The sequence below is a fragment of the Mucilaginibacter sabulilitoris genome (assembly GCF_034262375.1).
Classification (GTDB): Bacteria; Bacteroidota; Bacteroidia; order Sphingobacteriales; family Sphingobacteriaceae; genus Mucilaginibacter; species Mucilaginibacter sabulilitoris.
This window is the reverse complement of sequence record NZ_CP139558.1, coordinates 7,062,000-7,074,767: the sequence shown is the minus strand read 5'-3', so window position 1 is coordinate 7,074,767 and position 12,768 is coordinate 7,062,000. Positions and strand designations below refer to the sequence as shown.

The 12,768-nt window shown below is 40.4% G+C and carries 9 protein-coding genes; 6 read left to right on the top strand and 3 right to left on the bottom strand.

The window, feature by feature from the left end; translation table 11 throughout:
• Positions 1 to 22 precede the first annotated feature (22 nt).
• Complete coding sequence (locus tag SNE25_RS29845; RefSeq protein ID WP_321562658.1) at positions 23 to 1,609, top strand: gliding motility protein RemB; 1,587 nt, start codon at positions 23 to 25, stop codon at positions 1,607 to 1,609.
• 78 nt (positions 1,610 to 1,687) lie between these two features.
• Here the strand turns inward: SNE25_RS29845 and dxs are convergent, their stop codons facing one another.
• Entirely contained in the window at positions 1,688 to 3,619 is a 1,932-nt protein-coding gene (dxs, locus tag SNE25_RS29840) for a 1-deoxy-D-xylulose-5-phosphate synthase (protein WP_321566267.1), read from the bottom strand.
• 172 nt (positions 3,620 to 3,791) lie between these two features.
• Here dxs and SNE25_RS29835 point away from each other — a divergent pair, with 172 nt between their 5' ends.
• The 3 genes from SNE25_RS29835 (at position 3,792) to SNE25_RS29825 (ending at position 9,105) form a co-directional block, all read left to right on the top strand.
• A complete protein-coding gene (locus SNE25_RS29835) occupies positions 3,792 to 4,538 on the top strand; it encodes a segregation and condensation protein A (RefSeq protein WP_321562657.1) in 747 nt (248 codons plus the stop codon).
• A gap of 151 nt (positions 4,539 to 4,689) precedes the next feature.
• Complete coding sequence (glyA, locus tag SNE25_RS29830) at positions 4,690 to 5,976, top strand: serine hydroxymethyltransferase (protein ID WP_321562656.1); 1,287 nt, start codon at positions 4,690 to 4,692, stop codon at positions 5,974 to 5,976.
• 3 nt (positions 5,977 to 5,979) lie between these two features.
• Complete coding sequence (locus tag SNE25_RS29825; RefSeq protein WP_321562655.1) at positions 5,980 to 9,105, top strand: PAS domain-containing protein; 3,126 nt, start codon at positions 5,980 to 5,982, stop codon at positions 9,103 to 9,105.
• Between the two features lie 153 nt (positions 9,106 to 9,258).
• On the opposite strand, the gene SNE25_RS29820 is transcribed toward SNE25_RS29825, so the two are convergent.
• Positions 9,259 to 9,852, bottom strand: coding sequence for a ComF family protein (locus SNE25_RS29820; RefSeq protein WP_321562654.1), 594 nt, complete (start codon positions 9,850 to 9,852; stop codon positions 9,259 to 9,261).
• A gap of 128 nt (positions 9,853 to 9,980) precedes the next feature.
• A complete protein-coding gene (gene rlmN / locus SNE25_RS29815; protein ID WP_321562653.1) occupies positions 9,981 to 11,048 on the bottom strand; it encodes a 23S rRNA (adenine(2503)-C(2))-methyltransferase RlmN in 1,068 nt (355 codons plus the stop codon).
• A gap of 154 nt (positions 11,049 to 11,202) precedes the next feature.
• Between rlmN and SNE25_RS29810 the strand changes: the two genes are divergently transcribed.
• A complete protein-coding gene (locus tag SNE25_RS29810; protein ID WP_321562652.1) occupies positions 11,203 to 12,369 on the top strand; it encodes an amidohydrolase family protein in 1,167 nt (388 codons plus the stop codon).
• Between the two features lie 97 nt (positions 12,370 to 12,466).
• Positions 12,467 to 12,748 carry an acylphosphatase gene (locus tag SNE25_RS29805; RefSeq protein WP_321562651.1) on the top strand — a complete coding sequence of 94 codons (282 nt, stop codon included), beginning with the start codon at positions 12,467 to 12,469 and terminating at the stop codon, positions 12,746 to 12,748.
• Positions 12,749 to 12,768 lie beyond the last annotated feature (20 nt).

Genomic DNA, 12,768 nt, shown 5'->3' with positions numbered 1-12,768 from the left:
CTTTGATTTATCAGTTCTGCACATGAGGAAAATATCTACCAGTATTATATTATTATTTTTAATAAGCGGGGTTGTAAAAGCGCAGTCTGTATATCAACCGTATTCATACCAGTTTTATCAAAAACTTGACGCCGATGTTTATTCAACCAAAACACGCGTGCATAGTTCATTAAAGCCTTTTTTTGCTGATGATTCCCTTATAAAATATCATTACGATTCGTTAATGAATATTGATGGGCCAAAGGGAAAGTTCTTTAACCAGCACCAGATAGATGTTAAAGGAGAGAATTACACCTTTTATACCGATTTGTTACCCGACTTTAACCTGAGCCGCGACTTTGAGGGTAAGCGGAACACTAATTTTGGCACACTTGGCTTGCAACTTGGCGGTACCTTCGGCAACAAACTCTCATATAATGTCAGCGCGTATGAAAACAGAGCGGTACTGCCGGGTTATTTGGCTACTTATACCAACCAAACCGGTATCGCCCACGGCCAGGCTTATGCCGGTATTTACGGTAACGAATATCGCTGGTCGTACATCACAGCATTGGTATCCTATACGCCAAACAAATATCTGAATTTAACCGCTGGCCGCGATAAAACATTTATAGGTGACGGTTACCGCTCCGTGCTTTTATCTGATTATGCCTCGCCATATCCGTTCTTTAAATTAACAGCTACGCTTGGTAATGTAAAATACATGGCCATGTGGGCCTATTTTAATGATCCTTTATCAATTAAAGTAGATGATGGCGATAGGAAGAAATATGGTGTGTTCCATTATCTCGACTGGAATGTGAGCAACCGTCTTTCATTAGGTTTCTTCGATTCTATAATATGGAGCGCTAAAGATAATGCAGGTCATGTTCGCGGGTTTGATTTTACTTATATAAACCCTGTAATATTTTTGAGGCCACTCGAAGCATCAAATGGTTCGCCGGATAACGCACTATTAGGCTTTACCGGTAAATATAAACTCACCGATGGCATCACAGCCTATGGCCAGTTTTTACTTGACGAGTTTGAGTCTAATAGGTTTTTCTCAAGCAGCGGCAGTTCACGTAATAAATATGGCTGGCAATTAGGTTTCAGGGGAGCTAATCTGCTTAACGTAACGGGGTTAAACTATTTGCTTGAAACTAATAATGTAAAACCCTATACTTTTTCGGAACGCAGTTCGGTACTTAATTATGCCGAAAATGGCGAGCCTTTAGCACATCCCTGGGGCGCAAACTTTCGCGAAGTTGTTGGCTTGTTAAACTATTCTTATAAACGGTTTGATTATTCATTCGAGGCAGATTATGGGCATTATGGCCTGAACACCGATAATTTAAACTATGGTAAAGATCTTTTTCTGGATTATATTACCCCCGCAAGAGAATTTGGCAACTACACCGGGCAGGGCCTTACTACTAACATGATTTATCTTGAAGCTAAAGCGGCTTATTTATTAAACCCCAAATACAACCTGCGCCTTGAGCTGGGAGGTATTTACCGCTTTGAAAAGAACAGTCAGTTTCATGATAAAACAGGAATGATCACTTTTGGTATACGCAGCTCGTTCCGCAGTATTTATAATGATTTGGCCAGCTATAAGGCTCATTAAAGAGAGGTGAGTGGTTAATTAAGTGGGTAGTTAGGTTCCAAACCAATCACTTACTCAATCAACCACTCACTAATTTATTTATGATGCTATGGTGTGCGTATTTCGTTTCGCACCTAAGTTTTTAACTTGTTCAGCAATGCTTTTAGCATCAAAACCGCATTCGGCCCAAAGCTCAGGTTGTTCGCCATGTTCAATTATTTTGTCGGGTATACCGAGGCGTTTTACATGGGTTTTATGGTAGCCATTATCTGTCATAAATTCAATTATGGCGCTTCCCATTCCGCCTTCGAGGCAACCATCTTCTACTGTAATAACCTTGTCGAATTTTTGAAACACATCATGTAATAAAGCCTCATCAAGCGGTTTTACAAAACGCATATCATAATGTGCAGGGTAATAGCCTTCGGCATTCAGATCAGCGGTGGCTTTCACCACTTCGTTGCCTATAGCGCCAATTGATAAAATGGCTACATCATCACCGTCGCATATTTTGCGTCCTTTACCAACTGGGATAGCCTTAAATGGACGTTGCCAGTCAACCATTACACCGCTGCCGCGGGGGTATCTGATTACAAACGGACCCATGTTGTCTTGCTGAGCGGTAAACATCAGGTTACGCAGCTCTTCTTCGTTCATGGGTGATGATACCGTCATGTTAGGTATGCAGCGCATAAAAGCCAGGTCATAAGCACCATGATGTGTAGGGCCATCGGCTCCTACAAGGCCTGCCCTGTCTAAGCAAAATATCACATTGAGCTTTTGTATGGCTACATCGTGTATAACCTGGTCATACGCCCGTTGCATAAAGCTGGAGTATATATTACAAAAAGGTATTAAACCCTGTGTCGCCAATCCTGCCGAAAATGTTACTGCGTGCTGCTCGGCTATACCCACATCAAAAGCACGTGTTGGCATAGCTTTCATCATCAGGTTAAGAGAGCACCCTGAAGGCATGGCAGGGGTTATGCCCATAATTTTAGGGTTTTGTTCGGCCAGCTCAATAATGCTGTGACCAAATACGTCCTGATATTTTGGCGGTTGTGGCTTATCGTATTTGGTTTTTTTAATTTCGCCGGTAATTTTATCAAATAAGCCGGGCGCGTGCCACTTGGTCTGGTCTTTTTCGGCCAGGGCATAACCTTTGCCTTTAACCGTAACACAATGCAACAATTTGGGGCCCGGTATATCCCGTAGGTCTTTTAAAACTCTCACCAGGTGGTTTACATCATGTCCGTCAATAGGGCCAAAGTACCTGAACTTTAATGCTTCAAAAAAGTTACTGCGTTTCAATAAAGTGCCCTTTACGCTTTTCTCAATCTTTTGCGCTATTTTAAAAGCATCCGGACCTATGGCCGAAAGTTTTGCCAGTACATGGGCTATATCATCCCTGAAACGATTGTAAGGTTTCGAAGTAGCAATATCGGTAAGGTATTCTTTTAACGCGCCTACATTGGGATCGATAGACATGTTATTATCATTCAGGATCACCAGCAGATTTGAGTTTTCAATACCCGCGTGGTTCAGCGCTTCAAAAGCCATCCCCGCGGTCATAGCGCCATCTCCAATAACAGCTACATGCTGCCTGTCTTTTTCGCCTTTGTAATGTGATGCTACAGCCATACCCAGCGCTACCGATATGGACGTGGATGAGTGACCTACACCAAAGGTATCATATTCACTTTCTGATCGTTTTGGGAAACCGCTTATGCCTTTATATATACGGTTGGTATGAAAAGCTTCCCGGCGGCCGGTAAGTATTTTATGACCATAAGCCTGGTGTCCAACATCCCAAACCAGCTGGTCATAAGGTGTGTTTAGTACATATTGAAGTGCGACTGTTAGTTCAACTACACCCAGACTTGCTGCGAAATGGCCTCCATTTACTGACACTACATCAATAATATATTGGCGAAGTTCCTGGCAAACCTGTTCAAGCTGGTCTTCATTAAGTTGCTTTAAATCAGATGGATAGTTAATTTTTTGTAATAAATCCCCGGCCGGTACCTGCATTGACATTTTTAAAGGATGTTTAACCTACAAAGTAAGGTATTTATTTATAAATACAGGACATATAATTGTATTAATTGTTTTGAGTAAGTATCAAGACTGCCGTATTTATTTTCGCAAGCCATGAAACATCTTAATACTTGATGCCAAAAAATCTTACTTTTGAATCACATTTATGACCGACGACAGCTTTGCCATAAGATTACCACAGTTTGAAGGTCCGTTTGATCTGCTGCTTTTTTTTATTGAAAGAGATGAGCTGGATATACATGATATACCTATAGCCAAAATTGCAGATGACTTTTTGAACTATATACATCAAATGACCAGCCTTAATATGGAGCTGGCCAGTGAGTTTATTTTTGTGGCAGCTACGCTGATGCGGATCAAGGCTAAAATGCTGCTTCCGCGTTATGATGCTGAAGAAGCGGGTGATGAAGCCGATACCAAAGAGAACCTGATCAGGAAACTGATTGAGTATAAAAAATTTAAGGAGCTGTGCGATGAATTGCGCCCTTATGAGGATGAACGGTTTAAACAGGAAAAGCGGGGCAATATTAAACAGGACCTGGAACAGGTAGAAAAGGTTACACATCCCGGCGAAGAATTATCAGAGTTGAGTTTATACAAACTGATGATGGTGCACGAACGCCTGATGCGCAACTATCTTAACCGAAGCGAAGAAGTAAAGCATACCGTTGTTCAGTATCCATACACCATCGAAAAACAAAAACAGGCCGTTGCTGACTTGCTAAAGATTAATAAAATGCTTGATTTTAAAGCTATAGCCAAAGAGTCGGAAAACAAAGTGCATTTTGTATATAACTTTTTGGCCGTTTTAGAAATGCTGCAACAGGAACTGATAGATATACAGGTAGGGCTTGGCTATAATAATTTCTGGATATCGCCCAGGGAGATATAAGCAATCAGATATGAGATTTGAGACAGGGATTGCAGAAGCTTTGTAGTTCATTTATAACTGATTAATAAGTAATTTTTTGGGCTCAAATCTCATATCTAACGTCTCAAATCTATTTTTTTGGCTAACTTAGCGCCGTTTTTAATTACATATAATGAAAAGAGACAAATTAATTTTTAAGCTACTTGATGAAGAGCAGCAACGCCAGGAAGAAGGCATTGAGCTTATAGCGTCTGAAAATTTTGTGAGCCGGCAGGTTATGGAAGCGGCAGGATCTGTTGCAACCAATAAATACGCCGAAGGTTTACCAGGAAAACGCTATTATGGCGGTTGCCAGGTAGTTGATGAAATTGAAACCATCGCTATTGAGAGAGCTAAACAATTATTTAATGCCGAGTGGGCAAACGTGCAGCCTCATTCGGGCGCTCAGGCAAACGCAGCAGTGATGCTGGCTGTTCTTCAGCCGGGCGATAAAATATTAGGATTTGATTTGTCGCATGGGGGACACTTAACACATGGTTCGCCCGTTAACTTTTCAGGTAAATTATATGAGCCGCATTTTTACGGAGTAGTTAAAGAAACCGGTTTGGTTGATTATAAACAACTGGAAAAAGTAGCGCTAAAAGAAAAACCAAAACTGATCATTTGCGGTGCTTCGGCTTACTCACGTGATTGGGATTATGAATTTATACGTAAAGTTGCCGATAAGGTAGGCGCTTTGGTGTTGGCCGATATTTCGCACCCGGCCGGGCTTATAGCCCGTGGTTTATTGACCGATCCGCTGCCGCATTGCCATATCGTTACTACCACTACACATAAAACATTGCGCGGTCCGCGTGGTGGTTTGATCTTATTAGGTAAAGATTTTGAAAACCCGTTCGGTATAAAAACACCAAAAGGCGAAGTAAGGATGATGTCGTCATTACTGGATATGGCTGTTTTTCCTGGTACCCAGGGTGGCCCGCTTGAGCACATCATAGCTGCAAAAGCAATAGCTTTTGGCGAGGCTTTGAGCGAAAGCTACATGAAATATATAGTACAGGTTAAAAAGAATGCCAATGCCATGGCCGAAGCTTTTGTTAAGCGCGGTTATGAAATTATATCGGGCGGCACTGATAACCATTTAATGCTGATAGATCTGCGTAATAAAAATATTACTGGAAAAGCCGCAGAGAATGCATTGGTAACTGCAGACATTACTGTTAATAAAAATATGGTGCCTTATGATGATAAATCGCCTTTTGTAACCTCAGGTATACGTGTGGGCACAGCAGCCATCACTACACGCGGGATGAAGGAGAAACAGATGGATCATATAGTTGAATTGATAGATGCAGTAATTACCGATCCGGAAAATGAACCTTCTTTGAAAAAAATACGTAAAAAGGTCCACAAGCTGATGTACGACTACCCTTTGTACAGAGAGAACAGCTCGGATTAATAAATGGCTATCAGGCAGCAGGAAAATTCAATAATAGAAAAAGAGCGTTTAGCAGCCCTGCGGTCATACCATGTATTAGATACATTACCCGAAAAGGAGTATGATGCTATTACCCGCCTTACATCTTATATATGTAATGTGCCTGGTGCTTTCATCACTTTAATTGATGCCGACAGGCAGTGGCTTAAATCGAAATTTGGCGCTGGCATGGGTGAAATTCCCCGTGCCGGCGCTTTTTGCAACCATACCATCCTCAATGATGATATCCTGGAAATAGAAGACACGCTACAGGATGATACTTTTAAGGATAACATTTTTGTTACTACTCAAAATGTACGGTTTTATGCCGGAGCGCCGTTAATTGATCCGGACGGATATCATTTAGGATCACTCTGTGTTATTGACACCGTGCCCCACCTGCTCAGCCCCGAGCAACGGGATGCCTTACGGATACTGGCCGATGAGGTTATGTCGCACTTTATACTGCGTAAACAAAAATGCGACCTTGAAGAAAGCCTGGCGGTACACAAGGAGTTTCATGAACTTTTTGACAGCTCTCCCGATATTCATTGTATTTTAAATCACGATTTTCAAATTGAACGCATAAATCAATCTGTTAAACCGGTTTTAGGTTATAACACGAATGAAGTTACCGGGAAACCGATATGGGATTTTTTCAGGGAGAAAGAAAAGGAAATGTTCCTGCGGACAATAGAAGAAGGTTTGGGCAGTCAGGATAAATTCAATTTTGAAACCCCTGTTTTCACCCCCGATCATATTTTAAAATGGATAAGTTGGTCGGCTGTATTTAAAGACAATAAATGGTTTGCCAGCGGCAGGGATGTAACCTATCAGAAACAGGTTGTAAAGGAACTTAAACAACTATCATTAGTAGCCAGCAAAGTAGGCAATGGTGTTGTTATAAGTAACGTTGACGACAAGGTGGTATGGATAAATGAAGCATTTGAAAATATTACGGGCTATAACCTTGCCGATGTTGAAAATAAACACCTTGCTGCCACATTAAAAGGTAAGCCTTTTGATAGGGTGGCAACTGAAAAGTTAGACGCATCGATACAAAAAAAGGAATCGTACGAGGTTGAACTTTCGATGAACCGAAAAGACGGTACTCCTATATGGATAACTGTTATTAACTCCGTAATCAGAAATAAGGAAGGGGAGATAGATAAATTCATAAGGGTTATCATAGATATAACATCCCGTAAAAAAATTGAGCTTGATCTGGAAATCTTATCATTCGCGGCAAGAAAATCGCCAAGCGGCATTTTTATACGAGACGACCAGAACAAGATATTATGGATGAACGAGGCGCTTGAAAAAATTATTGGTTACTCGTTTGCCGAACTGGAAGGAAAAGTGATGGGTACAACGCTTATTGGCGAAGATACTGACCTTGCTGTGTTTGAAAGTGCTGTAAAAGCAGTTAAGGAAAATAAGTCGTATGAGATTGAAATAAAAATATATAAAAAAGATGGCACCCCATGCTGGGTATTTTTGTCCAATAGCCCCTTATTCAACGAAACTGGTAAAGTTGACCGGCAAATTGGCGTAATGGTTGATATTACGGAACGCAAAAAAACAGAAAGCCAGCTTACGCTCTTGTCATTGGTGGCCAGTAGTACAACCAGCGGCGTTGTAATTAATGATAATAACGGGAAAGTTGAGTGGGTAAATAAAGCTTTTGAGCAAATTACTGGCTATAATATAACTGAGGTTAGGAATAATCACCTTGGCGATGTACTTAAAGGAGAACTTACCGATGTTGCCAGCATTCAAAAAGCCAGGGAGCTTTCTAAAAATAAACAATCATTTGAGGTTGACCTGCTCATTTACCGGAAGGACGGACAACCGTTATGGATTTCGGTCATTAATTCGGTAATTATTGACAGCAGCGGCAATGTTGACAAATATATTGAAGTAATTATTGATATAACCGCCAAAAAGAAAGCAGAAATTGAGCTGATACTGGCTAAGGAAGAGGCCTTGCAGCTAAGCAGAGCGAAGGATATGTTTATATCGGTAATGAGCCATGAAATACGTACACCACTTAATGCGGTTATTGGTATGTCGCACTTGTTACTGGAAGATAATCCGCTCGAATCGCAAAAGGAGAACCTCGGGATACTCAGGTTTTCGGCAGAGAATTTAATGACACTGATCAACGATGTGCTTGACTTTACTAAAATTGAAACCGGGAATATTGAGCTTGAAAAGGCAAAGGTTGATATGTACGAGCTTATTCAGAGTATTACCACATCAATGCGGTATAAAGCCGATGAAAAAAATATTTATCTTAGCCACAGTATTGACCACTCCGTACCATCAATGGTAATAGGCGACCGTACCAGGTTGTGCCAGATATTATTGAACCTGGTAGGTAATGCAGTTAAGTTTACAGAGCAAGGCGGGGTTAATATTGATCTGAAAGTTATTCAGCAAAGTGAAAAGGATGTACGGATACGGTTTTCAGTTTCAGACACCGGGATAGGTATCGCCGGCGATAAACTGAATACCATATTTGAGCAGTTTAAGCAAGCCGAACCCGATATTACGCGAAAGTATGGCGGAACTGGTTTGGGTCTGGCTATCAGCAAGCGTTTAATTGAATTGCATGATTCAAGAATAAATGTTGATAGTATGCCGGGCCAGGGCTCAACTTTTTGGTTTACCATAACTTTTAATAAAGCGGATAATTATTTAAACAGTAACAACAACAGCGTGGAAGACGGCCTGAAAATAAGTGTTTTGGTAGTAGATGATAATCAGATAAACCGGTTATTAATAAATAAAATACTGAAAAAATGGGGTGCTGATGCCGATTTTGCCGAAAACGGTATCGAAGCTATTAATAAAATAGAAACAAACCGTACCTATAACGTGGTATTAATGGACATCCACATGCCCGAAATGGGAGGGCTGGAGGCTACTCAGATTATACGGGCCAAACCCGAACCATATTTTCAGCAACTGCCCATCATAGCCTTAACCGCATCTATGCTCAGTAACCAAATGGGCGAAATAGGCAACGCCGGCATGAACGATTTTATATTAAAGCCATTTGACCCTAAATCGCTGTACGATAAATTAAGCCGGTACCAGCACCAGTAAGATATTTGGGGATTTCGGATGTTCGATTTCGGATTTTGATCGCTTTACTTTTGTTTAATTTACCAACTTGTCATTCTGAACGTAGTGAAGAATCTAATCGCCGAATACATCCTTCGTACCTTAGGATGACAAACAGCCATTTTAGAATTTCCCTTACTGTGCATAGGCAATTGTAGCAATACTCAGTTTCAATCCGGGTATTTTTAGCAGCTCGAGACCACAGGCTTCCAATGTTGAACCGATTGTAATGATATCGTCAACCAGTAAAATATGTTTGTTCATTAATCTTTCGGGTTGTTTAATTACAAATACTTCCCGCATATTCTCAAACCTCGCAAAGCGCGATTTATGGGTTTGTGTTGCTGTCGCAACAACTCTTTGCAGGTTATTATCTTCAACCGTCGCGTTTAATTTTTGTGCCAGCCCGGTAGCAAAGCACAAACTTTGATTATAGCCGCGTTCTTTAAGCCGGCTTTTATGCAATGGCACCGGAACGATCAGATCGGTGCTGTTAAAAATGGCGTTTCCTTTTAATTGAGCACCGGCTATATTACCCAGCAAATTGCCTATTTGTGGCATACCCTTATGTTTAAAGTGGTGCATCAGGTTCTGCACCTTGCCGCCTTTGCTAAAATAATACAGGGCATAGGCAGCCTCCACATTAATTTTACCATAAAACTGCTGCGCCACAATATTGCCCGCCTGTAAATGAAAATTGGTGTAAGGTAAATTGTAGCTGCAATGCAAACAAATGATATGTTCATTGGCTATAAGGCTTGCCTGGCAAGCCGGTCACAGTTCAGGAAAAAGCAATGAAACAAAATCGGCAAGATAACCACGCAGCAATTTCATGCCCTGAATTTAATACGGATTTTTTAAACTTCGGCAACCCTGGCTTTTTCTTTTATAGCCAATTGCCCGCAGGCCGCGTCAATATCCTTACCCCGGCTACGGCGCAAGTGAGTATTAATACCTTGTTTTTGCAGGTAGGCAGCAAAAGCCTCTACTTTATCTTCGCCGGCATTAATGTAGCTGGCAAAGGCAATAGGGTTATATTCAATGATATTTACCTTGCAGGGAAGGTGTTTGCAAAATTTGGCAAGTTCCATAGCATCCTGAATATTATCATTAACCCCATCAAAAATAATGTATTCGTATGTTACCGGATTTTTGGTTTTGGCGTAATAATATTTCAGAGCCTCGGCCAGGGCCTTTAATGAATTTTGCTCATTAATAGGCATGATGGTATTTCGTTTTTCGTCGTTAGCAGCGTGCAACGAAAGGGCAAGGTTAAATTTTACCTGATCGTCGCCCAGTTTTTTGATCATTTTGGCTATGCCCGCAGTTGATACCGTAATCCTTTTAGGCGACATGTTAAGGCCGTCTTCCGCGGTAATGCGTTCAACAGACTTCAGCATATTGGCATAATTAAGCAACGGTTCGCCCATACCCATGTATACAATGTTTGATAAAGGTACGCCGTAGTTTTCACGGGCTTGCTTATCAATTAATACAACCTGGTCATAAATTTCGTCAGGATTCAGGTTCCTTTTACGTTCCATATATCCGGTTGCGCAAAACTTGCAGGTAAGGCTGCAGCCAACCTGCGATGATACACAAGCTGTCATTCTACCGGGAGTTGGTATTAAAACACCCTCAATTAAATGAGTATCGTGTAAAATAAAAGAATTTTTTATAGTTTTATCAGCACTAACCTGTGATGAATTTATTTTAACGTTGTTAATAACAAAGTTCTCGTTAAGTTTGGTGCGCAGTTCTTTAGAAATATTGCTCATTTCGTCGAAAGAGAAGCATGATTTTTTCCAAAGCCATTCATAAACCTGTTTAGCCCTGAAACTTTTTTCCTCCATACGGATAAAATGCTCCTGCAAGGCTTCCAGGCTGATGCTGCGGATGTCTATTTTATCTTTTGCATTATTCACAGTGCAAAAGTACTTAAATTTAAAAAAATCTGTCTTATTTTAAAGTCATTCTTTTAAATGATAAAAAAACATAACTATAGGTTAATTGTAATAATTTTGTGGGATGGTTGTTTTAAAGAAAAACGTTTTGAGATAGATAAAAGTGATATAATTAATGAAAAGTTTTAGAGCCGATTACGTTTTTCCAGTTTATGCCGATCCTATTAAAAATGGAATAGTTACTGTTAATGACCAGGGTAGGGTTATTGCAGTTACAGATCAAAACAACCCTCCTGATGGCCCAATTGAGCAGTTAAGCGGTGTTATTTGCCCGGGGTTTGTAAATACACACTGCCATATAGAGCTATCGCACCTTAAAGATAAAATACAGCCGCGGGGCGGTTTAGTGGATTTTATAAAAGATATACAGACTTTCAGAGATGCTGATAATAAACAAGTAACGGATGCTATTCAAAAGGCCGATGAGGAAATGTACGCTAATGGAATTGTAGCTGTTGGCGATATTTCAAACAGCAATTTAAGCATTCCTGTTAAGGCAGCCAGTAAGTTATACTACCATACTTTTGTTGAAACTTTTAGCTTCTTACCGCAGAATGCCGAAGCGATTTTTAATAAGGCAATGGAGTTATTGAGCGAATTTAAACCTCAATCATGTTCCATTACGCCCCACGCGCCTTATTCTGTGTCAAAAGAATTATTTAAACTTATCAGGAAACACAGTGATGCGGAGCAAAACCTGATCAGTATACATAACCAGGAATGCGAAGACGAAAATAAGTTTTACCGTTATAAATTAGGTGGCTTTATTGAACTATATAAACATTTTGGTATTGATATAAGCCACTTTAAACCCCAGGCACGCAATTCCCTGCAGTCTATAATACCATTATTAACTAATAAACAGCAGGTTTTGCTGGTACATAATACCTGCACCAATTTAAAAGACATTTACTTTATAAAACGGTTTGACCGCAAAATAAACTGGTGTTTTTGCCCCAATGCCAATTTATACATTGAAAACCGCCTGCCTAAAATACAGCTCTTTATTGATCAGGGCTTTAACATTACATTAGGTACCGATAGCCTGGCATCAAACAGCAGTCTTTGCATATTAAGTGAAATGCGCACCGTCCAAAAAAAGTTTCCGTCAATAAGTACCGAAAAGCTTATTGAATGGGGTACTGTGAATGGCGCTAAATTTTTAGGAATAGACGACGAAAAAGGTACCCTGGAACCAGGTAAAACGCCGGGACTTAACCTCATAACCGGTTTGGACGGATTGAAGATAACCCCTGAAACAAAAGTGCGCAGGTTAATTTAATTGGAAATTTGCCGATTTGAAAATGGTAATTCATCGATTATGATTTATCAGATTTTTAATGCATTTTCGGATATTTGCAGTATAATTTTCAAATTAAATGATCAAACATCTCGATATCATTGTAAGGGGCAAAGTTCAGGGCGTTTTTTACCGTAAATCAACCAAAGCCGTTGCCGATCAACTTGGCGTCAGGGGCTTTGTAAAGAATGAATCCAACGGAGATGTTTTTATAGCTGCCGAAGCAGACGATACCACGCTCGAAATGTTCATGGACTGGTGTAATGAAGGACCCGACGACGCCAAGGTAACTTCTGTTGAAACCCATGAGGGCGAATTGAAAAACTATCGTAATTTTGAGGTCGTAAAAAGAAGCCTGTAATTTTATAGGTTTTATTATTA

Excerpts from the sequence above, each read along its gene's own strand:
- SNE25_RS29845 (WP_321562658.1), top strand. The coding sequence starts at position 23 with ATGAGGAAAATATCTACCAGTATTATATTATTATTTTTAATAAGCGGG.
- dxs (WP_321566267.1), bottom strand. The coding sequence starts at position 3,619 with ATGCAGGTACCGGCCGGGGATTTATTACAAAAAATTAACTATCCATCT.
- SNE25_RS29835 (WP_321562657.1), top strand. The coding sequence starts at position 3,792 with ATGACCGACGACAGCTTTGCCATAAGATTACCACAGTTTGAAGGTCCG.
- glyA (WP_321562656.1), top strand. The coding sequence starts at position 4,690 with ATGAAAAGAGACAAATTAATTTTTAAGCTACTTGATGAAGAGCAGCAA.
- SNE25_RS29825 (WP_321562655.1), top strand. The coding sequence starts at position 5,980 with ATGGCTATCAGGCAGCAGGAAAATTCAATAATAGAAAAAGAGCGTTTA.
- SNE25_RS29810 (WP_321562652.1), top strand. The coding sequence starts at position 11,203 with ATGAAAAGTTTTAGAGCCGATTACGTTTTTCCAGTTTATGCCGATCCT.
- SNE25_RS29805 (WP_321562651.1), top strand. The coding sequence starts at position 12,467 with ATGATCAAACATCTCGATATCATTGTAAGGGGCAAAGTTCAGGGCGTT.